The sequence below is a fragment of the Microbacterium sp. CBA3102 genome, assembly GCF_007954505.1.
Lineage (GTDB): Bacteria > Actinomycetota > Actinomycetes > Actinomycetales > Microbacteriaceae > Microbacterium > Microbacterium aurugineum.
Map to the genome: position 1 here is coordinate 2,552,681 of NZ_CP042412.1, position 25,399 is coordinate 2,578,079.

The window sequence follows — 25,399 nt, forward strand, 5'->3', positions numbered from 1 at the left end:
CGTCGTCAGCAGACGATGCGGCCGTGGTTCATGATGTCGTCATCCGGTGTATCGCGGGTGACGAGGGACTTGAGTGCCCCCGCGGCGAGAGCGAGTTTGCCCTTGGCGGGCTCCCAGAACTCCGTCACCTTCGGCGTCACCTTCAGCAGCGCGATTCCCGGTGTGTCGAGTCCGTCGGCGAACCAGATCTCCAGTGACGCGGAGTAGAGCTCCTCCATCTTGGCGCGGTCGTGCACGATCTCAGCTGTCCCGGCGACGGACACATAGCGCATTCCCTTGGCATCGCAGTATGCGAGCCCGACGTCGTGGTTCTGTCGAGCCTCGTCCACCTTCTCGGTGTCCTCAGCCGTGAAGAACCAGATGTCCCCGGCATCGTCCATCTGCCGGGTCGACATCGGCCGGCTGACGAGGTTGCCCTCGTCATCCGTGGTGGTCAGCATCGTGATGTCGATGTCCTGCACGAGCTCGGCGACGCGGGCGAGGGCTTCGGGTCCTGTGATCTCCGTCATGGCATCAGCGTGCCCGCTGCCGGGATGGTGGTCACGGGCATTGACACCGCCGCGGTGTCGTGCTCAGGGGATGACCGACCGTGTCGGTCCGGTGCCCGGCGTTGCGGCCCCCACTCCTCGCGCCGCATGACACGCTGGGGGCATGAACGACGAACCTCTGCCGGAAGCGCTCAGTGCCGAGATCAACACCGTCCTCGACGACGCGGGCGTGCACGCCGATCGACGATTGGTGATGCGGATGCTGCGGACCGCGATCCTGCTGGGTGAGGACGGTGCCGACCGACTCGACCTGAAGATCGCCTCCGCGGCACTGGCGGAGATGCGCGACGCCTTCCGACTGTTCGCCCCGTTCCGCGGCGTGCCCAAGGTCACCGTCTTCGGTTCGGCGCGCACCAGGCAGGATGATCCGCTGTACCTGACCGCCCGCGATGTCGCCGCGGCACTGGCCGGTGATGGATGGATGGTCGTCACCGGCGCCGGTCCCGGGATCATGCAGGCGGCGTCCGAAGGGGCGGGGCCCGCGCTCTCGCTCGGTGTGTCGATCCGACTGCCCTTCGAGGAGAAGCCGAACGGCTTCGTCGCCGGTCAGGATCACGTGGTCGCGATGAAGTACTTCTTCACGCGCAAGCTGATGCTCATCAAGGAGTCGCTGGGGTTCATCTGCCTTCCCGGTGGTTTCGGCACACTCGACGAGATGTTCGAGCTGCTCACCCTCCAGCAGACCGGTAAGGCGGAGCCCACGCCCATCGTGCTCCTCGATCAGCCGGGCGGGACGTTCTGGCAGGGGCTGCGCAGCTTCATCGACGACCACCTCGCTCCTACCGGCGTCATCTCGGAGGGGGACTTCGACCGTGTCGTGATCACCGACTCCGTGGAGGAGGCGCGCGCGGAGATCACCGGCTTCTGGCACAACTACGACTCGCTGCGGTGGGTCGGCGACGCGCTGATCCTGCGCCTGCGGGAAGAGCCGACGGATGCCGAGGTCGAAGCGCTCAACGAGCAGTTCGCCACGATGCTGGCTTCGGGTCGCATCGAGAGGACGAATCCACGGCAGCCCGAGGTCGCCGACGACGACCGACTCGAACTGCCGCGACTGGCGCTCCACTTGGATCAACGCCAGGTCGGAAACCTCTTCCGCTTGATCGGGGCGATCAACGCCCTTCCTTCTGCTCCCGCGCGGTGATGCCGGCGGCGAACTCGCCGAGGTCGACGGTGTGGCCGAGGATCCGTTCCGCCGCTCGGTGCCCGGAGTAGAAGGCGGCGCCGACCGTCGCGGGTTCGTCGCCCCAGGTGGCTTCGCCCGCGAAATGCAGCACGTCGTCCACCGGACCGGCCAGGGCATCGTGGTCGTGATGCGTCGATCCCACCGCCAGGTGCGAGTAGGAGCCGTTCGAGAACGCATCAGGCCCCCAGTGCGTGATCCAGTGGGCGCGGGGTTCGCCGACCGCGTCGCCGTACAGGCTGCGGAGGGCGCGCAGGACGTCAGCGACCACCTCCTCGTCCGGCAGCTCCTGCATGTGCCGCCCGAAGGGGCCGGCCGCGAAGGTCAGCAGCGTGGGCAGTCCGCTGACGGCGGAGACGTCGTACCAGGAGTGCCAGTGCTCCCCGGCCTCGCCCAGAGCACGGATGACGTAGCTCTCGTCGTTCCAGAAACGTGCGGGGAACTGCAGGAAGATCTTGTTGAAGACCCCCATGCCGAGCCGGTCGATCGGGCCTGCGACCGCGTCCGGCAGCGCCGGGTCGAACTCGATCGTTCCCGTCTTCAGCACGCCGAGTGGCACGGTCACGATCACGCGGTCAGCGGTGTACTCCGTGTCGCCTGCTTGCACGACCACGCCGGCCGTCGAGCGGGTCACGCGTGAGACCGGCGTATCGGTGCGGACATCGAGCCCGGCACCGATGCGCCGGGGGAGTTCGTCGTACCCGCGCGGGAAGATCACCTCGTCGCCCTCGATGGCATCTTCGTCGAGGCCGTGCGCATCCAGGTCGCCGATCCAGGCGCCGCATTGCTCCTCCACCCGGTGACGGAAGAACTCACGGATCTCGTCGATGCGCTCGGGCGAGAACCCGGAACGATCGAGGGCCCGCTCGGTGACGTCGAGGTAGGTGTCACCCGAGGAGGATGCCGCGATCTCCTCGACGAGCAGGCGATCGGCCTCATCGACATCCGCGATCCACTGGGCGGTCGCGGTGTCACCCATCGCTCGCCCCTTGCCGTCGAAGTTCTCCATCGGTCGCCCGCCGACCTGGAAGCTGCCCACCGTGTACTCGATGGTCGGGACACCGAGGGCCTGGACGAGGTCCCACAGGGGAGAGCCGTCGATCCCGTGGATCCATGACGCGCCGAGGTCGACGGGGAACCCCGCGCTCCGATCGGTGTGCATCCGTCCGCCGATGCGGTCCCGTGCTTCGAGGACGACGACGCGCTGGCCGGCGTCTGCGAGCATGCGGGCGCTCGTCAGCCCCGACATGCCTGCACCGATGACGATGGTGTCGAATGCGCTCACGTGGTCCTCCTCGGGCCGGTCCGCGGCCGCCTCCGCTGCCGCCGTGGCAGGGGCCGGTCGGCACAGGGTATCGTGGTACGGATGTCGCGCGTGCGAACAGGCGCGACGAGAGCTGAATAGAGAGGCCGTCATGGACATCGAACTGAGTCTTCTGCGAGGGATCGAGAAGGAGAAGGCGATCCCCTTCGACGAACTCGTCGCGATCATCGAGCAGGCGATCCTGACCGCATACTCCAAGCACGTGTCCGAGGACGGTGTGACCCCCGAGGGCGTCCGCGTCGACCTGGACCGCAAGACCGGGCACGTCGCCGTCCTCCAGGTCGTCCGGGATGAGGAAGGCGCCGTCATCGGCGAGGAAGACGCCACCCCCGACGACTTCGGACGCATCGCGGCCTTCGCGGCGAAGCAGGTCATCAGCCAGCGTCTGCGGGACATCGCCGACGACGTGGTGCTCGGTGACTTCAAGGACAAGGAAGGCGACATCGTCGCCGGCGTGGTGCAGCAGGGTCCGAATCCGCGCATGATCCACATCGATCTCGGCGCCGTCGAAGCCATCCTGCCCCCCGAGGAGCAGGTGCCGGGCGAGGAGTACACGCACGGGTCGCGCCTGCGTGTGTACGTGACGAGCGTCGCCAAGGGGCTCAAGGGACCGCAGATCACGGTCTCGCGCACGCATCCGGGACTCGTGCGCAAGCTCTTCGCCCTCGAGGTTCCGGAGATCGCAGCCGGTCTCGTCGAGATCGTGGCTCTGGCCCGTGAAGCCGGACACCGCACCAAGATCGCGGTGAAGGCGAATGATCCGTCGATCAACGCCAAGGGTGCGTGCATCGGCGAACTCGGACGGCGCGTACGCGCGGTCACGGAGGAGCTCGCGGGGGAGAAGATCGACATCGTCGACTATGACGCCGACCTTCCGGTCTTCGTCGCCCATGCGCTCTCGCCGGCGAAGGTCACGAGCTCGTTCGTGCTCGACGCGGGAACCAAGGCCGTCCGTGCGCTGGTCCCCGACTATCAGCTGTCGCTCGCGATCGGCAAGGAGGGTCAGAACGCGCGTCTGGCCGCCAAGCTCACGGGTGCGAAGATCGACATCCAGCCGGACAGCATCCTCGACTGAACGGCTCCGGACTCCCGGCTCGCCCCGCGTACGGGCAGGGCGGGGCGAAACGCAGGTGTAAGATGGAACCCGTACGAACGTGCGTCGGTTGTCGCGCGCGTGCTCCCCGCTCCGCCCTCCTCAGGGTGGTGTCCCAGAACGACACCCTCATCGTCGATGAGAGTGCTGTCCTGCCGGGGCGAGGCGCGTGGGTCCATCCGACACGCGAATGCATGGATGCCGCTCTGCGGCGCCGCGCATTCGGACGAGCACTGCGCGTGACCACTCAGCTGGACACGCGGAACTTCGAACAGCATCCACCAAGAAACAAAGGCTGAACAGCTATGGAAACAAAGTGAACGGCTCGAAATGAGACCCGTCCGCGACTAGTGGTCTGCCCTGTCTGGGTGGACCGACTCAGACAGGAGAATTGTGGCTGGTAAACCACGCGTACATGAGATCGCCGCCGAACTCGGCGTCGACAGCAAGGTCGCACTTGCAAAGCTCAAGGAACTCGGCGAGTTCGTGAAGAGCCCGTCTTCGACCATCGAACCGCCGGTGGCGCGCAAGCTGCGTGCGGCGATCGAGGCCGACGGTTCGCTCAAGGCAGCGGCTGACGCCGCTCCCGCCGCGAAGCCCGCCGTCAAGCCCGGCGCCAAGCCCGGTGCCAAGCCGGCACCGACCCCGGGTCCCAAGCCCGGTCCCAAGCCTGCCCCGGAGGCCCCGGCCCCCGCGGCTCCCGCGCCCTCCGCTCCGGCGCCTGCTCCCGCGGCAGAGGCTCCGGCTGCAGCGACTCCCGAGGCGGCGAAGCCTGCTGAGGGCGGCGCACCGACTCCCGGGGCTCCGCGCCCCGGCAACAACCCGTTCTCCTCTGCGCAGGGGATGGGTCAGCGCCCCGCCGGACCCCGTCCGGGCAACAACCCCTTCGCATCCGCTCAGGGCATGGGACAGCGCCCGACCCCGGGCAACATCCCGCGTCCGCAGGCTCCGCGTCCCGGCGCACCCCGTCCGGGTGCCCCGCGTCCCGGTTCGCCGCGTCCCGGCGCTCCTCGTGGCGGTCAGGGTGGTCGTCCGGGTGCTCCGTTCCAGCAGCGCTCCGGCGGTCCCGGTCGTCCCGGCGGCGGCGGACCCGGCGGTGCCGGTGGTCCCGGCGCGCGTCCCGGCGGCGGTTTCGCTGGTCGTCCCGGTGGGGGCGGCGGCCGAGGCCGTGGTCCCGGTGGCGGCACCGCAGGTGCCTTCGGCAAGGGCGGCGGAAAGAGCAAGCAGCGCAAGTCGCGGCGGGCGAAGCGGCAAGAGTTCGAGATGCGGAGTGCTCCGGTCGTCGGTGGCGTCAACGTCACCCGCGGCAACGGAGAGACCATCCGCATGCGCCGCGGCGCGTCGATCGCGGACTTCGCCGACAAGATCGAGACGCTGACCGGTTACACGGTTCAGCCGGGAACCCTCGTCACCATCCTCTTCAACCTCGGCGAGATGGCCACGGCCACCGAGTCCCTGGATGAGGCGACCTTCGAGGTCCTGGGGGCCGAGCTCGGCTACAAGATCCAGATGGTCTCGCCCGAGGACGAGGACAAGGAGCTCCTCGAGGGCTTCGGTCTCGACCTCGAGGCCGAGCTGGAGGCGGAGAGCGAGGACGACCTCGAGATCCGTCCGCCGGTGGTCACCGTCATGGGTCACGTCGACCACGGTAAGACGCGACTGCTCGACGCGATCCGTCAGACCAACGTCATCGAGGGTGAAGCCGGTGGCATCACCCAGCACATCGGTGCCTACCAGGTCTGGACCGAGCACGAGAACATCGAGCGCGCCATCACGTTCATCGACACCCCGGGTCACGAGGCGTTCACCGCCATGCGTGCCCGTGGTGCGCAGGTCACCGACCTCGCGATCCTCGTGGTCGCAGCCGACGACGGCATCATGCCGCAGACGGTCGAGGCGCTGAACCACGCGCAGGCGGCGAACGTGCCGATCGTGGTCGCGGTGAACAAGGTCGACAAGCCCGACGCCAACCCCTCCAAGGTGCGTCAGCAGCTGACCGAGTACGGCCTGGTCGCCGAGGAGTTCGGTGGAGATGTCATGTTCGTCGACGTGTCCGCACGTGCCGGTACCGGCATCCAGGAACTCCTGGACGCCGTGCTGCTCACCGCAGACGCCGGTCTCGACCTGACCGCCAACCCGAACAAGGCCGCTCGTGGTGTCGCCATCGAGGCGAAGCTCGACAAGGGCCGCGGTTCGGTCGCCACGGTGCTCATCCAGTCCGGAACGCTCCGGGTCGGCGACGCGATCGTCGCAGGTACGGCGTACGGCCGTGTGCGTGCCATGGCGGACGAGAACGGCGAGCAGGTCCTCGAGGCCTACCCGTCGCGTCCGGTGCAGGTGCAGGGTCTGAACTCCGTGCCGCGTGCCGGTGACGTCTTCATCGTGACCGAGGAAGACCGCATGGCCCGCCAGATCGCTGAGAAGCGTGAAGCGGTCGAGCGCAACGCCCAGCTGGCCAAGGCCCGCAAGCGCATCTCGCTTGAAGACTTCACCCGTGCTCTCGAAGAGGGCAAGGTCGAGTCGCTCAACCTCATCATCAAGGGTGACGTCTCCGGTGCCGTCGAAGCGCTCGAGGAGTCGTTGCTCAAGATCGAGGTCGACGACTCGGTGCAGCTGCGCATCATCCACCGCGGTGTCGGTGCGATCACCGAGTCCGACGTGAACCTGGCGACGATCGACAACGCGATCATCGTGGGCTTCAACGTCCGCCCCGACACGAAGGCGCGCGAGCGTGCCTCCCGTGAGGGCGTGGACATCCGCTTCTACTCCGTCATCTACAACGCGATCGACGAGATCGAGAGCTCGCTCAAGGGCATGCTCAAGCCGGAGTTCGAAGAGGTCCAGTCGGGTGTGGCCGAGATCCGCGAGGTGTTCCGCTCCTCGAAGTTCGGCAACATCGCCGGTGTCATCGTGCGATCGGGAACGATCACCCGCAACGCCAAGGCTCGCGTCATCCGCGACGGCGTCGTGGTCGCCGATGGCCTCGCCATCGAGTCGCTGCGCCGGTTCAAGGACGACGTCACCGAAGTCCGTACGGACTACGAGGCCGGTATCGGCCTCGGCAAGTACAACGACATCCAGATCGGTGATGAGATCGAGACGACCGAGCTCGTCGAGAAGCCTCGCGGCTGATCGATTCGAACAACCTCTCGGGCGTCCGTCGCCCCGCTCCCCTCGGGGCGCGGGGCGGGGACGCCCTGAGGTTTCCGTACAGGGAGAGAACAATGGCAGGCGAACGACAGGCTCGGCTCGCGGATCGCATCCGCGTGATCCTCGCTGAACGACTGGAGAAGGGGCTGCGTGACCCGCGCCTCGGCTTCGTCACGATCACCGACGTCCGCGTGAGCGGAGACCTTCAGCACGCGTCGGTGTTCTACACGGTGCTCGGCACGGAGGAAGAGCGCATCTCCAGCGGTGCCGCGCTCACCTCGGCCACCGGAATGCTGCGCAGCGAGGTCGGGCGGCAGCTCAGCACCAGGCTCGTGCCGACGCTCGAGTTCATCCCCGACGCGCTTCCGGAGAACGCGGATCACATCGGTGCGCTGCTCCGCGAAGCCCAGCAGCGGGATGCGGACGTCGCGAAGCTCGCGTCCTCGGCATCGCATGCCGGCGACGCCGACCCGTACCGCACGGACGACGACGCGGAGTGATCGCCGTTTGATACGCTCAGCTTCGCGGGACCAGATCCCGCGAAGCTGGGGGGCGGCATCGTGGGTCGGAGCATGGCGCGGGGGCGATTCGTCGCGCCCGCGGTGGTGGGAATCATCCTCGAGGAGCTTCTCGAACGGAACCTCGCATGCGCACCGCATGTGCTCGCCGGTCTCGCCGTCGATCTCGACGCGCATGCCCCCACGGTCCGCGAAGTCGTCGAGAGTCTGACGCCCGAGCAAAGACACGGACACCGTCCGTTGCCTTCACCGCTCCCGTTGGTCCCGTCGATCGCCCGCAGGTTCGAGACCGTGGAACTCGAATCGCGTGACCGGCAATTGCTCCTCGCACTCTCGGTGTCGCTGGAGGATGATCTCGAACCTCTGCTCGCGTTCGACGGGAGATCCGCATCAGAGGTCGCGGCCGCTCCGGTGGGCGACCGCCTCCGCGTGCATGCCGGTCGTGTTCGTTTCGTCGATGCCCGCCTGTCGATCTGGATCAGAGCCACATCCTCGGCCGCGACCACGGCGGTCGTCCACGAGCGGTTGAGCACTGTCTTCCGCGCGCGCGGTGACCAGGTGCGCGCGAACTGGCATCATGCGCGGGCGTCCCTCGAAGGCGACCCTGCGGCTGCTCCCGAGCTCATCGACATCGCCGGGCAACTCAGTGACGCGGGCCATCCCGAGCGCGCATTGCTGCTCGCGCGCGAGGCTTCGGACCACGCCACCGCAAGCGACCGAGACGACGCGCGTCTGGTCGCAGGCACGTCGGCGCTCGCAGCCGGCTTCGTGTCCGAGGCCTCGGCATGGTTGAACGCGCTGTACTCCGAGACTTCCGACCCCCGGCGTTCGCGAGGCCTCGGCGCACTCCTCGTCGCCCAGACGCTCGCGCAAGGGGCGGTGCCCGAGATCGATCCGAGTTCGCTGCGTCCGGAGACGGATGACCCGGAGGACTGGCGACATTGGACGCGCGCGAGCGCACTCGTGGCAGTGATGTGCGCTGAGCGAGGTGACCGGCGGGGGATGCGGGTGTGGCTCGATGCGCTCCGCGAGGGGGCAGCTCGCACCGGTGCGGAGCGCGAACTGCGGGATCCGGCGATCGCCCTCAGCTGGCTCATCGCCGGAGACCGTGACGTCGATGAGGTCGCGGGGTCCGGTCCGGTGAGCGGGGGGATGCTGAGTGCCCTGCGCGCAGCGTTGCACGGTGACATCGATCGAGCGCGACGTCTCCTCGCCAAAGACGACTCGGCGATCGGCTCCGCGCCGGACCCTCTGGTTCCCGGCTACGAGCACAGCCCGATCATCCAGGCGTACCGCCGGGTCGTCGACGTCCTGCTGCTCGCGTGGCGAGGCGACATCGGCCTCGCGCGGGAACGACTGATCCAGGCCGCGCTCGTGCTGCCGGTCGCCTTGCCGTTCGCGGGATTGGGCGTTGTCCTCGCGCGCCGTCTCGATCTCGCCGTGCTCGGCGAACTCGGTCCGTTCTCGCTTTCACTCACGGCAGCCCTGCCGAACGGGGCACGGATCGATGTGCTCGTCGATCGGGGCATCCAGTCGCTTCTCGCCGGCGCTTTCCACGATGCCGCCGCCACGCTTCGACTCTGGGCCGAGCTCGGGTCACCGCGGACCGCGATGTCGGTGCCGGCGCTCGACGAACTCGCTCTCACGGTGGAGGCGCGCCCGATGACGGTCGGCTCGATCGAGCCGCCGGAGATCGCGCTCGCGCAGCGGCTGCGCGTGCGCATTGCGACGGCCGGGGACGCTCGGTGGCGTTCGGAGCGTGATGCCGTGACGGAGGCCGCACGCACGCTCGCCTCTCCGTTCACGCGAGCCAGAGTGGAGACCATGCTCGGAACCCAGCACGCGATCCACGATGACCATGCCGCGGCCAGGGTGCACCTCCACCGTGCCGAGCGTCTGTTCGAGGTCTCAGGAGCGACCGCGTGGGCGCGGTCCATCCGCGACCGCATCGACCGGCTCGACGCCAGGGAGGGGAGCATCGTTCCGGCGGCCGATCCGCTCTCCGCGTGTCGCGCCGCATGGTCGCTCGCGCTCACCGCACGGGAGCTCGAGGTGGCGATGCTCGCCGTCGGCGGATCCCCGAACAGGGACATCGCCGAGATGCTGAACGTGTCGGTCCGCACGGTCGAAGTGCACCTCGGGCGGATCTTCACGAAGTTCGACGTCCGCAGCCGCGTCGAGCTCACGGTGCTCGCACACCGCACCGATCATCACCTCTGAAGCGTCGTCACCGAGGCAGCGAGAGGGCTTCGCCGTCGGCCTCGGCGAGCCCGTCGGCGATGAGCGAGTCGATCGCGCGATCGCGCTGAGGCGAATCCGACCAGTCGGGCAGGACGGCGACCAGGGGCACCGCGTCGGGGGACGCCTCCCGCAGAAGGCGCAGCACGAGGCCACGGGCCTGACGATCCGATCCCTCGTACGATGCCTGGCGTCGTCGGTCATCCCCGGTGTCGGGGCGGCCCGCGACGAGCCAGGCGCAGGACGCGGAGAGAGGACACTGCTCGCAGCGCGGAGCTCGCGCCGTGCAGACCGTGGCGCCCAGTTCCATCGCCGCGGCGTTGAAGACCACGGACTCGGGCACCGAAGCCGGGAGCAGGGATTCCATCAGTGCGAGGTCACGACGAGACGGCGGCGCGGGGTGGGCGCGGCCGTCGATCGCCCTCGCCAGAACGCGACGCGTGTTCGTATCGACCACCGGGTGCCGGTCTCCGTAGGAGAACACGGCGACCGCTCGGGCGGTGTAGTCGCCGATGCCGGAGAGCGCGAGGAGCGCGTCGACATCGCGGGGAACGATGCCGTCGTGCCGCTCCGTGATCTCCACCGCGGCACGGTGCAGCCAGAGCGCCCGTCGCGGATAGCCCAGGTTCGCCCACTGCTGCACGACGTCCGCCGCGGATGCCGCGGCCATCGCCTCCGGGGTCGGCCACCGCGCCAGCCACGCCTCGAGGTGGGGGATGACCCGCGAGACGGGGGTCTGCTGCAGCATGAACTCGCTCACGAGGACGCCCCAGGCGCCGAACTCGTCATGAAACGCGGACCGGCGCCACGGCAGGTCACGCGCTGCGTCCCGATACCAGTCCGACAGGCGCGACACGATGTCGGGCAGGGCCTGCGATCCGGGCATCCCCTCAGCCTACGGGAGCGCGCAGCCGTGCCCGGAACGACGCCGTCGACCGAGGCTCGCGAACGGTCGACCGCTGTGGCCTCGGTAGGCTGGGGGGATGGTCTCGCCCGGCATCCTCCTCGTCGACAAGCCCGCTGGGCTGACCAGTCACGACGTCGTCGCGCGCACCCGTCGTGCGTTCGGAACGAGGAAGGTCGGTCACGCGGGAACGCTCGATCCGATGGCGACCGGGCTACTGGTCATCGGGATCGAGGGAGCGACCAGGCTCCTGACCTACATCGTGGGCGCGGACAAGACCTACACGGCGACGATCCGACTGGGCCAGACCACGGGCACCGATGACGCGGAGGGCGAGATCCTCACGACCGCCGCTGCGGAGGCGTGGGACGCTGTGACGGACGATGCGGTCGCCGCGGGGATCGCTGCCCTCACCGGAGAGATCTCGCAAGTGCCCAGTGCCGTCTCCGCCATCAAGGTCGACGGGCGTCGAGCCTACGATCGCGTCCGTGCCGGGGAAGAGGTCGTCCTGGCCGCCCGAGAAGTCGTCGTCTCCCGGTTCGACCTCATCGCGAGCCGGCGGAGCGACGAAGCGCTCGATCTCGATGTGATCGTCGACTGCTCGTCCGGCACCTACATCCGCTCGCTCGCTCGCGACCTCGGGGACGCCCTCGGCGTCGGCGGGCACCTCACCGCGCTGCGGCGCACGCGGATCGGCCCGTTCGATGTGAGCGACGCCGTGGATGTCGACGCGCTCGAGGGGGCGTCCACTCTCACCGCGGCGCAGGCGGCCCGGCGCATCCTCCCGGTTGTGGACATGACGGCCGAGGAAGCGCGCGACCTGCGGCACGGCAAACGTCTCACCGGCCACGCCGCGCGCCTGGACGGACCGATCGCAGCCGCCATCGACGAGGACGGGCTCCTCGTCGGCATCGTCGAGAAGCGGGGAGCCGACCTGAAGAGTGCGATGAACATGCCGGAGGCCGTGCGATGATCCTGTGGTTCACGATCGCCCAGGTCGTCGTGGCCGTCGCGGCGGGTGTCTTCTGCCTCATCGCGGGGCTCATCGGGCGCCGGCCGAGCGACTTCAGCGTCGGTGCACTCGCGCTGGTCGAGCTCCTCCTGATCGTCCAGGTGATGGTCGCGATCGTCGCACCTCTCGCCGGCAACCCGCCGACGGGGGACCTGCTCGAGTACTGGGTCTACCTCGTGTCGGCCGCACTGCTTCCCGTAGGAGCCGTGCTGTGGGCGCTCATGGAGCGCAGCAGGTGGAGCACCGTGATCCTCGGGGTCGCGGCGTTCGCGATCGCGATCATGCTGTGGCGCATGCAGGTCATCTGGTCCGTCCAGATCGCATGAGCTGAGACCTCGGGCAGAGTCCGGCCGCCTCCCGCGGCTCTAGGATGGAATGCGCTATGAGCTCCACCGCACCCCCCACTCGGATGACCGGCATCGGTCGCGTCCTCGTGATCGTCTACGCCGTGATGGCGCTGGCCGCCACCGGACGCAGCTTCGTGCAGATCGTCCGCCGCTTCGACGAGGCACCTCTCGCGTACTCGCTGTCCGCACTCGCCGCCGTCGTGTACATCCTCGCGACCCTCGCGCTCGTCCTCGCCCGACGTCGCGGCTGGTACACGGTGGCCTGGATCGCGATCGTCTTCGAACTGACCGGGGTGCTCGTGGTGGGTCTGCTCAGCGTCCTGATGCCGGCGCTGTTCCAACATGAGACGGTGTGGTCGCTGTTCGGGCGCGGGTACCTCTTCGTCCCGTTGGTGCTCCCGATCTTCGGCGTCTGGTGGTTGCGCACGCACCGACCTGTCGACGCCCCGCGATCGGTCGAGGTCCACGCGTGATCGTGTTCCGCAGTCCGGAGGAGATCCCGGACGGCTTCGGACCGAGCGCGGTCGCCATCGGAAAGTTCGACGGCGTCCATGCCGGCCACCGAGCGGTGATCGCCCGGCTGAACGAAGCCGCTGCAGCCCGTGGCAGCCGCGCCGTCGTGGTCACGTTCGACCGCAACCCCCTGGCCATCCTTCGTCCGGACCGATGCCCGGAGAACGTCGTCACGGTCGAGCGCAAACTCGAACTGCTCGGCGAGATGGGCATCGACGCGACTCTGGTGCTCACCTTCGACGAGGAACTCGCCGCCCGCAGCGCTCATGACTTCGTCACCGACATCCTCGTCGGTGCGCTCGAAGTCTCCACGGTCCTCGTCGGCGAGGACTTCCGGTTCGGGAACAGGGGAGCGGGCACGCCGGACCTCCTGCGCGTGCTCGGGCCCGAGCACGGCTTCTCCGTCGAGGTCGTCGACGACGTGTACCTCCCCGGCTCCGCGCGGCGCGTGTCGTCGAGCTGGATCCGAGAGCTGCTGATGGAGGGCGATGTCGCGACGGCGACGACCGTGCTCGGCCGCTACCCGGACGTGCGGGGCGAGGTCGTCCACGGCCTCAAGCGCGGGCGAGAGCTGGGGTTCCCGACCGCGAACCTCTCCACGATCGTCGATGCTTTCGTCCCGGCCGACGGCGTGTACGCGGGATGGCTCGTGGATCATGACACCGGTATCCGGCACCCCTCCGCGATCTCCGTCGGGACCAACCCCACTTTCGATGATGTCCTCGTGCGCCAGGTGGAGGCGCACGTGCTCGGCGAGACCGGGCTGGATCTCTACGGACACGATGTCAGCGTCGAGTTCGTCGAGCGACTGCGCGGAATGGTCGCGTTCGAGGGGATCGAGAAGCTCATGGAGCAGATGGCCGCCGACGTCACCGATGCCGCCCGCGCGCTCGACGTGGCTTCCTGATCGTCCGAAATATCCGCGACGCGAGCACCATGACATAGAATGGGAAACGGCTCCCGCCGATTCTCACGCTTCTCGCGTGCCTCGACGGGAAGAAGATCCACTGTTCGTACGGTCCTGGCTCACGCCACACGCGGACAACGAGAACGGCTGGCGGCTTCCTGGGGAAGCCGGAGCCTTCACGCTCAGGAGGAGCATGCCGACCACGGCAACCGCCGCCACGCGGCGAAAGAAGACGTCCCGTCGTGACGACGAGGCACCCCTCATCCCGATCCTCGCGCGCAAGGTGCGTGAGATCGAGGCCAAGTCTCAGCGGGGGAAGCTCGGTCCGACGAACCGGGTGAAGTTCCAGGTGATCGCCTTCCTCGTGCGCGAAGAACGTGCGCGGGTGAAGGCCGACGCTGAGATCGGGGATCCCGCGCGCGCCGAGCTGCTCAAGCGGCTCGACGGTGTCGCCACGATCCTCGCGAAGACCGCTGCGCGCGACACGTCGCTCATCCAGTTGCTGGAAGCAGACCAGGCGACGTCGCCGGTGGCCAAGCGCATGCGTCGCGACTGGCTGCTCGAATCCGGTGCCGAGCTCGCTCCCGAAGACCTGATCATCGCCGATGCGGCCCCCGTGCAGGTCTCCGTCGTGCCCGCGGCGATCGCGGAGCGACAGGTCACCCCGCCCTCGGTGGAGGCACGTCAGCTGGCAAACCCGTTCCTCGCCCCCGACCTGACGCCGCGTGCGGCGGCGACCCCGCGTCGTCGTCTCGACGGCTGGGAGCTCATGGGCCCGCTGTACAAGGCATTCGAGACGGGTGCGGGCGGATCCGCCGCATCGATGGATCTCCCGCCTGCGCCGGAGTTCGACCACATCTCGCCCAAGGGCCTCGAGGTCATGGTGCACCAGTCCCGATTCCTCGAGGCGGTCAAGGCGGGGCACCGCAGCTTCCTGCTCGCTGATGAGCCGGGCCTCGGCAAGACGGCGCAGTCGGTGCTCGCCGCGTCCGTCGCGGGTGCGTATCCGCTGCTCGTCGTCGTGCCCAACGTCGTGAAGATGAACTGGGCGCGCGAGGTCGAACGCTGGACTCCGCAGCGCCGTGCGACGGTGATCCAGGGAGACGGCGACGACATCGATGCGTTCGCCGACGTGTTCATCGTGAACTACGAGATCCTCGACCGGCACATGTCGTGGCTCGCCTCCATCGGTCTGCGCGGCATGGTCGTCGACGAGGCGCACTTCATCAAGAACCTGTCCTCGCAGCGGTCGCAGAACGTCCTGTCGCTGGCCGCCCAGGTGCGCGAGCGCACCCCGGGGCACGATCCGCTCATGCTGGCCCTCACCGGAACCCCGCTGATCAACGACGTCGAGGACTTCGACGCGATCTGGCGGTTCCTGGGCTGGACGACCGGCGAGAAGCCGGGCCCCGAGCTCATGGAGAAGCTGGACGCGACCGGGTTCACTCCGGCCGACAAGGCGTTCTACCCCGAGGCGCGGGACGCCGTCATCTCGATGGGCATCGTACGCCGCAAGAAGAAGGACGTCGCCGCCGATCTCCCGGACAAGCTGATCGCCGACCTGCCCGTGCAGCTCGACGACGAGTTCGGACGCGGCATCCGTCAGGCCGAGCGCGAGCTGGGGGAGCGGCTCGCCGCACGCTACCGTCGCATCATCGAGGCGCGGGGCGATCGCGGACTGGTCCCCGGGGAGATCGACGAGGACATCGTGCGTCTCGTCGCTCAGAACGAACTCGAGGAGTCGAAGGCCGCCGGCACCGGGGGAGACAACGTCTTCACGATGGTCAGGCGCATCGGCCAGGCCAAGGCGCCCCTCGCAGCGGACTACGCGGCGCAGCTTCAGCGCTCGGTCGGCAAGGTGGTCTTCTTCGCCAAGCACATCGACGTGATGGATCAGGCGGAGGCGCACTTCGCCGCCGCGGGCATCCGGGCGGTGTCGATCCGGGGCGACCAGTCGTCGACCACGCGACAGCAGGCGATCGACGACTTCAACGGTGACCCCTCCGTGGGCATCGCGGTCTGCTCGCTCACTGCGGCCGGTGTCGGGCTCAACCTGCAAGCGGCCTCGAACGTCGTGCTCGCCGAGTTGTCCTGGACCGCCGCCGAGCAGACGCAGGCGATCGACCGCGTGCACCGCATCGGGCAGGACGAGCCGGTCACCGCCTGGCGAATCATCGCGGCGCACACGATCGACACCAAGATCGCGGAGCTGATCGACCAGAAGCAGGGCCTCGCGGCGCGGGCGCTCGACGGCGAGGCCGTGGAGGAGTCGGCCGCGGAGCCGGTGCAGCTGGCAGCACTCATGCACCTGCTGCGGCAGGCACTCGGTGCGGCGTAGGCGTCAAGAACGGCTGTTCTTAACGTCACTTCGGCGCTGAATATCGGGCATCTCCGGGAAGTCCGTCGATATCCTCCATCGTCCACGTCAAGATCGGGGATTTTCGTCGGCGTCGAATGGCGCGCGGGTGCGCGGGGGCACTAGTGTCGATCGAAGGCAGCGTCGCCTGTTCCCCCATCACCCGAACGTCTGAAGGCACCAGCATGAAGATCGGCATCCTGACGAGCGGCGGCGACTGCCCCGGCCTCAACGCGGTCATCCGCGGCATCGTGCTCAAGGGCACCACCACGTACGACCTGGAGTTCGTCGGCATCCGGGACGGGTGGCGTGGCCTCGTGGACGGCGACTTCATGCCGCTCACGCGCCACGAGGTGAAGGGGCTCTCGAAGGTCGGTGGGACCATCCTCGGCACCAGCCGCACGAACCCCTACGAGGGGGAGCGCGGAGGCGCCGAGAACATCGCCAAGACCCTGTACGGCCACAAGATCGACGGCATCGTGGCGATCGGCGGCGAGGGGACGCTCGCCGCTGCGGACCGTCTCGCGAAGGACGGCATCAAGGTCATCGGCGTCCCCAAGACGATCGACAACGACCTGCAGGCCACGGACTACTCCTTCGGTTTCGACACGGCCGTGAACATCGCGACCGACGCGATGGACCGCCTCCGCACGACCGGTGATTCCCACCAGCGCTGCATGGTCGCCGAGGTCATGGGCCGCCACGTCGGCTGGATCGCCCTGCACGCGGGCATGGCCGCCGGTGCGCACGTCATCTGCATCCCCGAGGTTCCGATGTCGATCGACGACATCACCGAGCTGGTGACCAGTGCCCACGATCGTGGTCGCGCACCTCTGGTGGTCGTTTCCGAGGGATTCAAGCTCCTCGGCATGGAAGAGGCCTACAGCGACAAGGGGCTCGACGCTTTCAACCGTCCCCGGCTCGGCGGCATCGGCGACATGCTCGCTCCGGAGATCGAGCGCATCACCGGCATCGAGACCCGGGCGACGATCCTCGGTCACATCCAGCGTGGTGGATCGCCGTCGGCGTTCGATCGGGTGCTCGCGACGCGACTCGGTCTGCATGCGGCGGATGCGCTCGTCGACGGCGCCTGGGGGCAGATGGTCGCCATGCAGGGTACCGACATCGTGCGGGTGCCCTTCGCCGATGCTCTCGGCGAGCTGAACACGGTGCCGCGCTACCGCTACGACGAGGCCGCTGCGCTCTTCGGCTGAGGACGCGGAGCGGGGGAGCGCCCCCGTGCGGGGCGCCCCACCACGGCGGTTCAGTCCTCGGCGAGACCGAGGGTGTCGAGCAGCCAGGCGAGTTCGAACGCGCGCTCCCTCCAGGAGTTGTAGCGTCCGCTCACGCCGCCGTGTCCCGCGACCATCTCGCACTTGAGGAGGACGTCCGAGGCGCCGGCCTCTCGCAGACGTGCGACCCACTTGGCGGGTTCCACATACAGGACACGCGTGTCGTTGAGGGAGGTCACGGCGAGGATCCGCGGATACTCGACGCCGTCTCTCACATTCTCGTAGGGCGAGTACGACTTCATGTAGTCGTAGACGTCCGCGCCGTGCAACGGGTCGCCCCACTCGTCCCACTCGATCACGGTGAGCGGCAGGGACGGATCCAGGATCGTCGTCAGGGCGTCCACGAACGGCACACCGGCGAGGACGCCTGCAAAGAGCTCGGGAGCGAGATTGGCGACCGCTCCCATCAGCAGACCACCCGCGCTCCCGCCCTCGGCGACCAGGCGCTTCGGTGTCGTCACGCCCGTCGCGACCAGGTGCTCGGCGCAGGCGACGAAGTCCGTGAAGGTGTTGCGCTTGTGCAGGAGCTTGCCGTCCTCGTACCACTGACGGCCCATCTCCCCACCACCGCGCACGTGGGCGACGGCGAAGATCACCCCGCGGTCGAGTTCGGACAACCGGGCGACCGAGAAGCCGGGGTCGATCGAGTGCTCGTACGATCCGTATCCGTACAGGTGCAGCGGCCGCGCGTCCGTGCCGGGTTCGCCGAACGAGCGCTTCCACACGAGCGAGATGGGCACACGCACGCCGTCGGGGGCCGTCGCCCATTCACGCCGCTGGCCGTACCCCGCGGGGTCATAGCCGCCCAGGACGGAGACCTGCTTGCGCAGGATCAGGTCGCGATTCGAGAGATCGAGGTCGTACACCGTCCCCGGGGTGACGAACGACGTGTATCCGAGGCGCAGGAACGGCGAGTGCCATTCCGGGTTGCCGCTGACGCCCGCGGAGTAGAGCGGTTCGTCGAAGGGGATCTCGTCGAGGGTGTTCGTGGGGTAGTCGAGCAGACCGACGCGCTCGAGTCCTTCGCGTCGGTACTCGACGGTGGCGAAGTCACGGAACGCATCCATGCCGAGCAGACGTCTTCCTGCCTCGTGCGCGACGACCGGGAGCCGCTCACCCTGGGGATCGGAGGCCGCGACGGAGACCAGCTCGAAGTCCAGGGCGCCGTCGTTGTGGAGGATGAACAGCCGGTCCTCGCCGTCCACCACCGCATGATCGATCGAATACTCCACCCCTTCGCGGCGCGGCCAGACCAGTCGCGGTTCGGCGGTGAGATCGCCGGTCAGATCGACCAGGTACTCCTCGCTCGTGATGCTGGAGCCGACGCCGATCACGAGGTACCGCCGACTTCGTGTGATCCCCGCACCGAGCCAGAACTTCTCATCGGGTTCGTGGAACAGCCGGACGTCGTCCGTGACGGGTGTGCCCAGGCGATGCAGCCACAGGGTGTCGGGCCGCCATGCGTCGTCCCGGGTCGTGTAGAGGACTCCGGTGCCGTCCGGCGTGAAGAAGGCACCGCCCGTGTTTGGGATCTCGTCGTCGAGGGTCGCTCCGGTCGTCAGATCGCGCACGTGCACCGTGTAGAGCTCGTCGCCCTCGAAATCGGTCGACCACAACAGCTTCGTGGCGTCGTCGGAGGTGTCGAACGCGCCGAGCGAGAAGAACTCATGCCCTTCGGCCTCGATGTTCCCGTCGAGAAGGACCACTTCACCCGGAACAGGGACGCCCGGCTCGAGCACGGGCGGAGTCCACTCGCCGGCGTCGGCAGCAGCGCGGCAGTGGATACCGTACTGCGCTCCCTCCTCGGTCCGGCTGTAGTACCACCAGTCGCCCCGGCGGGTGGGTACCGAGAGATCGGTCTCCTGCACGCGGGCCTTGATCTCCTCGAACAGCTTCGTCCGAAGCGCGGCGAGGTGGGCGGTCTGCGCATCCGTGTAGGCGTTCTCGGCCTCGAGGTGTGCGATGACCTCCTCGGAGTCCTTCGCCCGCATCCACTCATACGGGTCGTCGAACGTGTCGCCATGATGAGTGCGGAGGGTGGAACGGCGGGCAGCGAGCGGGGCGTCAGTCACCGTTCCACGCTATCCCAGGTCGAGTTGACCGGCGCGGGGGAGGGTGGGAGGATTTACCGGGGCCGGTTAACGGAAGTCAAACCCACGGTGAACTCTTCGTTCAGCACGTCGATACCGTCGACAACTCCTTCTTCCTCAACGACCGAAAGCGAACGGTGGAAACCGCAGCCCTCATCGTCGTGCTCGTCATCGCGCTGGCACTCTTCTTCGACTTCACCAACGGTTTTCACGACACCGCGAATGCCATGGCGACGCCGATCGCCACCGGCGCGCTGAAGCCCAAGACCGCCGTCCTCCTCGCCGCCGTCCTGAACCTCATCGGGGCGTTCCTGTCCACAGAGGTCTCGAAGACCATCTCCGGCGGCATCATCCGGGAGGACGCGATCCTCTCCGCGGGGGCTGACCTCTTCCTCTCGCTGATCTTCGCCGGCCTGATCGGCGCGATCACGTGGAACATGCTCACGTGGCTCCTCGGACTGCCCTCGAGCTCGTCCCATGCGCTCTTCGGCGGGCTCATCGGCGCGACGATCGTCGGCGCGGGCGTGGGCGGCATCGACTTCGGCATGGTGCTCTCGAAGATCGTGCTTCCGGCGCTGATCGCACCCGTCACCGCCGGCCTGATCGCTTTCGCCGCGACGAAGATCGCGTACTCGATCACCCGTCGCTACGACGGAAAGCCGGATGGCCGTGACGGGTTCCGGTGGGGGCAGATCTTCACGTCCTCCCTGGTCGCGCTCGCACACGGCACCAACGACGCGCAGAAGACCATGGGCGTCATCACTCTCGCGATGATCACGATCGGCTGGCAGTCGGGGGCGCATCACGAGCCCGAGCTCTGGGTGATCGTCGCGTGTGCCTTCACGATCGCACTCGGCACGTACCTGGGCGGTTGGCGCATCATCCGCACGCTCGGCAAGGGACTCACCGATGTGAAACCCGCGCAGGGATTCGCCGCCGAGAGCTCGACCGCGGCCACCATCCTCGCCTCCAGCGCCCTCGGCTTCGCGCTCTCCACGACGCAGGTCGCCTCGGGGTCCGTGATCGGCTCGGGACTCGGACGCCGCGGCTCCACGGTCCGCTGGCGGACCGCCGGTCGGATCGGCGTGGGCTGGATCCTCACACTGCCCGCAGCCGGCGGTGTCGGCGCGCTGGCCGCGCTCCTGGTGGTCTGGCTCGGCAACTGGGGCGTCGCGATCGACGCGGTCCTCGCACTCGCGATCATCCTCGGGCTCTTCATGCGCTCGCGCCGCAACGCCGTGACGCCCGCGAACGCCATGAGCGACGTCGCTGAGTCGGGACGCGCGGTCGAGCTCCCCGACACGCCACCGCCCACGCGACGCCAGCAGCGCATCGCCGAGGCGAAGGCGGAGGCGAAGGCTCGTGCGGAAGCGCGCGACAAGGCGAAGGCGCAGGCCAGGAAGGACGCGGCTGACAAGGCAAAGAAGAAGGCTCAGGCGAAGTCCGACGGCAAGGCGGCGAAGGCCGGGGCCGTGTCGAAGAGTGCGGATGCGACGCGGAAGGAGGAGTCCGAATGAACATCGTGATCGACTGGCTCGCGTTCCTCCAGGTGTTCCTGGCGGCGCTGATCGGTGCGGCTGCGATCGTCACCTTCTACGCGCTCGGTCTCCGGCTGCTGGTGCGCAGCGGGCGTGCTCCGGTCGTGAGCCCCGCGGAGTTCACCGACGCGATCACCGTGATCACCGAGAAGGAGCTCCGTCGCGCCGAGAAGCAGGCGGCGAAGGCGGCGAAGAAGAGCCCACTCACCGAGGGGCAGAAGACGACGGCTCTCATCGGCGCCTATGCGTGCTTCGCGCTCTGCGCTGCGGCTGTCGTCGCCGGCATCCTCATGCTCGTCATCGGACACTGATTCGCACGGCGCACCCTCAGATCACCGCAGCAGACCCTCCACCAGGTCGTCGATGATGTCATCGGTCGGTGACTCCGGGTCGATCGGTGTGGTCAGTCGGTCGAGCAGGATCCCGTCGATCGCGTAGTGGAACAGCGCGATCTCGCGCCGTCCCCCCGGGAGGCCCGCCCTCGTATTGAAGGCGACGTCCTCCTCGAGCCCTGCGCGTTGCCAGGCGCCGAGCACCGCGGCCACTTCGGGGCGGCGGCTGCTCTCGAGCCGCAGTTCGAAGAGCGCGAGCGTCACTTCCCGGTCATCGGTGAGTCGGCGGACGATGTCGCGCACGTAGTCGGCGAACAGCGCGCGGCCCGGTTCGCCCGCGGAGCGGCGCTCCAGCTCTTCCGGTGTGGGGGAGAGCCGCTCACCGATGCGTTCGACCAGTCCGGCCACCAGCGCATCGCGGCTGCGGAAGTAGTTCGACGTGGTGCCGGTCGGCACACCGGCCGCGACATCGACGGAACGGTGGGTCAGCCCACGGGAGCCCTCGCGAGCGAGCACGGTGAGCCCCGCATCCGCGATCGCCTGTCTTCTGCCTTCGTTCCGCGCCACCACCGCATCCTATCTGATCACTACACCTGCAGTACTGACCAGACGCCTAGGCTGAGGGCATGTCCGCAGCAATCGGTGACGCGTACACCTTCGGCCGGCACGCTCCGGCGTCGCATGTCCTGATCCACGTCAGCGATCCGCACTTCCTCGCCGGGGGAGCATCGCTGGGCGGGCGGTATGACGTCGAGGCGAACTTCGCGCGCACGCTGGAGGCGATCCGTGCGGTGCACCCGCACCCGACGGCGATCGTCGTGACCGGGGACCTCGCCGATCTGGGGGAGCCGGACGCCTATCGTCGTCTGCGCGCGTCCGTCGAACCGGTTGCCGAGGAGCTCGGCGCGCCGATCGTCTGGGTGGCGGGAAACCATGATGAGCGTCCCGCCCTGCGCGCAGGACTCCTGGACCTCGAGCCGACCGAAGAGCCCGTCACCGGGGTCTGGGACCTCGGCGGGCTGCGTCTCGTCGCCCTCGACACCAGCGTCCCCGGCTGGCACCACGGCGATCTCGATACCGGTCAACTGTCCTGGCTCGCGGATCAGCTCGCCCGGCCTGCGCCGCACGGCACGTTGCTCGCGATGCATCATCCGCCGCTCCCGAGCCATCTGCCGCTCTTCGACATCCTTGAACTGCGCCATCAGGACGAACTCGCCGACGTCATCCGCGGCAGCGATGTCCGTGGCATCCTCGCCGGACATCTGCACTATTCGTCACACGGGATGTTCGCCGGGGTTCCGGTCAGCGTCGCGTCGGCCACCTGCTACACGATGAACGTGGCACGTCCGGCGGCCGAGGTGAACGGCATGGACGCCGCGCAGGCATTCCAGATGGTCCACGTGTATCCCGACACGATCACCCACACCGTCGTCCCGGTGACCGACGCGGTGACCGGCGACTACTTCTCGGAGGCCTGGGTGGAGCGGATGTCGAAGCTCTCACCGGAAGGGCGACTCGAGGCCTTCTCCCGCAAACCCGGGCGCTGAGCGGCGTAGACTGGGCACATCCCCCACTCTTCTCACCCGCCACGACCCACGAGGATGTGACATGGCTTCTGCCGCGCCTACCCTGACCCGCACCGAGACCGATTCGCTCGGGAGCATGGAGATTCCCGTCGACGCGTACTGGGGGATCCACACCGCCCGCGCCGACGCGAACTTCCCGATCACGAAGCGGCCGATCTCGGTGTACCCCGATCTCGTGGTCGGCCTGGCGATGGTCAAGCAGGCGAGCGCCCGCGCGAATCGTGAGATCGGTGTGCTCGACGCCGAGCGTGCCGACCTGATCGATCGTGCTGCGCAGCGTGTGATCGACGGCGAGTTCCACGAGCAGTTCACGGTGGGCGTCATCCAGGGCGGTGCCGGCACCTCGACCAACATGAACGCGAACGAGGTCATCACCAACATCGCGCTCGAACTCGCCGGCCGGGAGAAGGGTGACTACGCGTTCCTCTCACCGATCGACCACACGAACCGCAGCCAGTCCACCAACGACGTCTACCCGACGGCCGTGAAGATCGGTCTTTCGCTGACGTTGCGGTCCCTGCTCGAGGAGCTGGATCTGCTCCGACTGTCCTTCCTTGGCAAGTCGCGGGAGTTCCACGACGTCCTGAAGGTCGGTCGTACCCAGCTGCAGGATGCCGTGCCGATGACGCTCGGCCAGGAGTTCAACGGCTTCGCCACGACGCTCGGTTACGATCACACCCGCCTGACCGAGAACGCGTCTCTGATGTTCGAGATCAACATGGGGGCGACCGCGATCGGCACCGGCATCACGACGCATCGGGGTTACGCCCCGTCCGTGCTGAAGCACCTGCGGGAGATCACCGGGCTCGACCTGCGCACCGCGGGAGACCTCGTCGAGGCCACCAGTGACACCGGTTCGTTCATGTCGTTCTCCTCGACGCTCAAGCGCAACGCGATGAAGCTCTCGAAGATCTGCAACGACCTGCGTCTCCTGTCGTCGGGACCGCAGGCCGGGCTGGGCGAGATCAACCTTCCCGCGATGCAGGCGGGGTCCAGCATCATGCCGGGCAAGGTGAACCCCGTGATCCCGGAGGTCGTGAACCAGGTGGCCTTCGCCGTCGCCGGTGCCGACATGACGGTCACGATGGCGGCGGAGGCCGGGCAGCTGCAGCTGAACGCCTTCGAGCCGGTGATCGCGCACTCGATCTTCCAGTCCATCACCTGGATGCGCCAGGCGATGTGGACCCTGCGTGTCAACTGCGTCGACGGCATCACCGCGAACCGCGACCGCCTCGGGGCGATGGTCGGCGCGTCGGTCGGCGTCATCACCGCGCTGACGCCGTTCATCGGTTACGCGGCCGCAGCGGCGCTCGCGAAGACCGCGCTGCTGACAAATCGGAATGTCGCCGATCTCGTCGTCGAGGCGGGCTTGATGTCGCGTGACGAGGTCGTCAAGCAGCTGTCGCCGGCACGCCTGTCGGGACTGGAGACGGTCACCGCTGCGATCCCGGTCGTCGCGCCGGAGGATCTGATCGAGATCTGAGAGGGCGGGAACGCACGAGGGGACGGACGCCACGGCGTCCGTCCCCTCATGTGTCCGATCCGTTTCAGTCCGTGATGCGGCAGTGGGTCGTGAGTTCGCCGATGCCGTCGATGCCCACGGTCACGGTCGAGTGATCGCGGAGGAAGATCTGCGGGTCGCGTGAGTACCCGGCGCCTCCGGGGCTGCCCGTCGAGATGAGGGTTCCGGGCAGCAGCGTGAGGGACTGCGACAGGTGGGCGATCAGCTTCGCGACGGAGCGCACCATCTGTCCGGTGCTCGCGTCCTGCACGGTGTGCCCGTCCACGACGGTCCAGATGTGGAGGTCCTGCGGATCGGGGATCTCGTCCGCGGTCACCGCGAAGGGCCCGGTCGGTGTGAACCCGTCGAAGGACTTGCATCGGGACCACTGGGCTTCGGAGAACTGGATGTTCCGCGCGGTGATGTCGTTGACCACGGTGTAACCCCAGACGTGCGTGAGGGCGTCCTGCTCGCTGACGTCTTTCGCGGGGGTGCCGATGAGGACGCCGAGCTCTGCCTCGTAGTCCACGGCCTCACTGAGGTCACGCGGCCAGGAGGTCGTCTGATCGTGGCCGGTGAGCGAGTTCGGCCACAGGGTGAACACGGTGGGCGCGGCGTCGGTCTTCAGGCCGAGCTCGCTCGAGTGGGCGGCATAGTTCAGCCCCACGGCGAGGACGGCCGGGGGTGCGAGCACCGCGGAATCGAACGACCAGTCACCGAGCGGATGACGGACGGCGGCGCCTGCGGCCAGCGCCACGCGCAGAGCCTCGAGAAGAGCATCCCCACCTTCGATGAGCTGCTGCAGCGTGGCAGGGGCGTCGGTCAGGAGATCAGAGACGAGGATGGCGTCCGAGTCCTGGACCACGGCGAGAACCGCGCGAGGGGAGTCAGGACGGCGCAGATGAGCGAACCGCATGCTCCTACGCTACCGGGTGGCGGCCGGTCCGCGGATGGAGGACACAGCCAT

General features: G+C 68.1%; 22 protein-coding genes. 16 read left to right on the forward strand and 6 right to left on the reverse strand.

Translation table 11 applies throughout. The features are described from left to right. Positions 1-5: 5 nt before the first annotated feature. Positions 6-509: a pyridoxamine 5'-phosphate oxidase family protein gene (locus FGL91_RS12170; RefSeq protein WP_131492120.1), complete on the reverse strand. Its 504-nt coding sequence runs from the start codon at positions 507-509 to the stop codon at positions 6-8. A 142-nt stretch (positions 510-651) separates the two neighbouring features. On the opposite strand from FGL91_RS12170, the gene FGL91_RS12175 reads away from it, so the two are divergent. After that, on the forward strand, positions 652-1,692 hold the full coding sequence (locus FGL91_RS12175; protein WP_134353555.1) for a TIGR00730 family Rossman fold protein: 1,041 nt from the start codon (positions 652-654) through the stop codon (positions 1,690-1,692). Here FGL91_RS12175 and FGL91_RS12180 read toward each other — a convergent pair. Beyond that, complete coding sequence (locus FGL91_RS12180) at positions 1,661-3,016, reverse strand: flavin monoamine oxidase family protein (RefSeq protein WP_153243934.1); 1,356 nt, start codon at positions 3,014-3,016, stop codon at positions 1,661-1,663. The genes FGL91_RS12175 and FGL91_RS12180 overlap by 32 nt on opposite strands. 130 nt (positions 3,017-3,146) lie before the next feature. Between FGL91_RS12180 and nusA the strand changes: the two genes are divergently transcribed. The 5 genes from nusA to FGL91_RS12205 all read left to right on the forward strand — a co-directional run bounded on the left by nusA (position 3,147) and on the right by FGL91_RS12205 (position 10,036). Next, a complete protein-coding gene (gene nusA, locus FGL91_RS12185; protein ID WP_047522603.1) occupies positions 3,147-4,130 on the forward strand; it encodes a transcription termination factor NusA in 984 nt (327 codons plus the stop codon). Positions 4,131-4,192: 62 nt separating this feature from the next. After that, positions 4,193-4,447, forward strand: coding sequence for a YlxR family protein (locus tag FGL91_RS12190; RefSeq protein ID WP_153243935.1), 255 nt, complete (start codon positions 4,193-4,195; stop codon positions 4,445-4,447). A gap of 94 nt (positions 4,448-4,541) precedes the next feature. Beyond that, positions 4,542-7,280, forward strand: a complete 2,739-nt coding sequence (gene infB / locus FGL91_RS12195; protein WP_153243936.1) for a translation initiation factor IF-2 — start codon at positions 4,542-4,544, stop codon at positions 7,278-7,280. A gap of 92 nt (positions 7,281-7,372) precedes the next feature. Then, positions 7,373-7,798 carry a 30S ribosome-binding factor RbfA gene (gene rbfA, locus FGL91_RS12200; RefSeq protein ID WP_021199404.1) on the forward strand — a complete coding sequence of 142 codons (426 nt, stop codon included), beginning with the start codon at positions 7,373-7,375 and terminating at the stop codon, positions 7,796-7,798. A 72-nt stretch (positions 7,799-7,870) separates the two neighbouring features. Continuing rightward, positions 7,871-10,036, forward strand: coding sequence for a response regulator transcription factor (locus FGL91_RS12205; protein ID WP_153243937.1), 2,166 nt, complete (start codon positions 7,871-7,873; stop codon positions 10,034-10,036). 7 nt (positions 10,037-10,043) lie between these two features. Here FGL91_RS12205 and FGL91_RS12210 read toward each other — a convergent pair whose 3' ends face one another. Continuing rightward, positions 10,044-10,922, reverse strand: coding sequence for an A/G-specific adenine glycosylase (locus FGL91_RS12210; protein ID WP_153244738.1), 879 nt, complete (start codon positions 10,920-10,922; stop codon positions 10,044-10,046). Positions 10,923-11,037: 115 nt separating this feature from the next. On the opposite strand from FGL91_RS12210, the gene truB reads away from it, so the two are divergent. The 6 genes from truB to FGL91_RS12240 all read left to right on the forward strand — a co-directional run bounded on the left by truB (position 11,038) and on the right by FGL91_RS12240 (position 17,307). Further along, positions 11,038-11,931, forward strand: coding sequence for a tRNA pseudouridine(55) synthase TruB (gene truB / locus FGL91_RS12215; RefSeq protein ID WP_153243938.1), 894 nt, complete (start codon positions 11,038-11,040; stop codon positions 11,929-11,931). Continuing rightward, on the forward strand, positions 11,928-12,296 hold the full coding sequence (locus FGL91_RS12220) for a hypothetical protein (protein ID WP_153243939.1): 369 nt from the start codon (positions 11,928-11,930) through the stop codon (positions 12,294-12,296). Before truB ends, FGL91_RS12220 begins: the two co-directional genes overlap by 4 nt. A gap of 56 nt (positions 12,297-12,352) precedes the next feature. Further along, entirely contained in the window at positions 12,353-12,790 is a 438-nt protein-coding gene (locus FGL91_RS12225) for a hypothetical protein (RefSeq protein ID WP_227991603.1), read from the forward strand. Beyond that, a complete protein-coding gene (locus FGL91_RS12230) occupies positions 12,787-13,737 on the forward strand; it encodes a bifunctional riboflavin kinase/FAD synthetase (protein ID WP_153243940.1) in 951 nt (316 codons plus the stop codon). Before FGL91_RS12225 ends, FGL91_RS12230 begins: the two co-directional genes overlap by 4 nt. Before the next feature lie 193 nt (positions 13,738-13,930). Further along, positions 13,931-16,075, forward strand: a complete 2,145-nt coding sequence (locus FGL91_RS12235) for a DEAD/DEAH box helicase (RefSeq protein ID WP_134353562.1) — start codon at positions 13,931-13,933, stop codon at positions 16,073-16,075. Positions 16,076-16,278: 203 nt separating this feature from the next. Further along, positions 16,279-17,307: a 6-phosphofructokinase gene (locus FGL91_RS12240; RefSeq protein WP_047519389.1), complete on the forward strand. Its 1,029-nt coding sequence runs from the start codon at positions 16,279-16,281 to the stop codon at positions 17,305-17,307. 50 nt (positions 17,308-17,357) lie between these two features. Here FGL91_RS12240 and FGL91_RS12245 read toward each other — a convergent pair whose 3' ends face one another. Further along, positions 17,358-19,457, reverse strand: a complete 2,100-nt coding sequence (locus FGL91_RS12245) for a S9 family peptidase (protein ID WP_153243941.1) — start codon at positions 19,455-19,457, stop codon at positions 17,358-17,360. A gap of 155 nt (positions 19,458-19,612) precedes the next feature. On the opposite strand from FGL91_RS12245, the gene FGL91_RS12250 reads away from it, so the two are divergent. Beyond that, positions 19,613-20,992 carry an inorganic phosphate transporter gene (locus FGL91_RS12250; protein WP_131490843.1) on the forward strand — a complete coding sequence of 460 codons (1,380 nt, stop codon included), beginning with the start codon at positions 19,613-19,615 and terminating at the stop codon, positions 20,990-20,992. Continuing rightward, complete coding sequence (locus FGL91_RS12255) at positions 20,989-21,324, forward strand: peptidase (protein ID WP_131490844.1); 336 nt, start codon at positions 20,989-20,991, stop codon at positions 21,322-21,324. The genes FGL91_RS12250 and FGL91_RS12255 overlap by 4 nt, the downstream gene beginning before the upstream one ends. A 21-nt stretch (positions 21,325-21,345) precedes the next feature. Here FGL91_RS12255 and FGL91_RS12260 read toward each other — a convergent pair whose 3' ends face one another. After that, a complete protein-coding gene (locus FGL91_RS12260; RefSeq protein ID WP_131490845.1) occupies positions 21,346-21,912 on the reverse strand; it encodes a TetR/AcrR family transcriptional regulator in 567 nt (188 codons plus the stop codon). Positions 21,913-21,971: 59 nt separating this feature from the next. On the opposite strand from FGL91_RS12260, the gene FGL91_RS12265 reads away from it, so the two are divergent. Continuing rightward, positions 21,972-22,892: a phosphodiesterase gene (locus FGL91_RS12265; RefSeq protein WP_131490846.1), complete on the forward strand. Its 921-nt coding sequence runs from the start codon at positions 21,972-21,974 to the stop codon at positions 22,890-22,892. Between the two features lie 61 nt (positions 22,893-22,953). Further along, positions 22,954-24,414, forward strand: coding sequence for an aspartate ammonia-lyase (locus FGL91_RS12270; RefSeq protein ID WP_131490847.1), 1,461 nt, complete (start codon positions 22,954-22,956; stop codon positions 24,412-24,414). 64 nt (positions 24,415-24,478) lie between these two features. Here the strand turns inward: FGL91_RS12270 and FGL91_RS12275 are convergent, their stop codons facing one another. Further along, positions 24,479-25,348: a fumarylacetoacetate hydrolase family protein gene (locus FGL91_RS12275; protein WP_047519345.1), complete on the reverse strand. Its 870-nt coding sequence runs from the start codon at positions 25,346-25,348 to the stop codon at positions 24,479-24,481. Between the last annotated feature and the right edge of the window lie 51 nt (positions 25,349-25,399).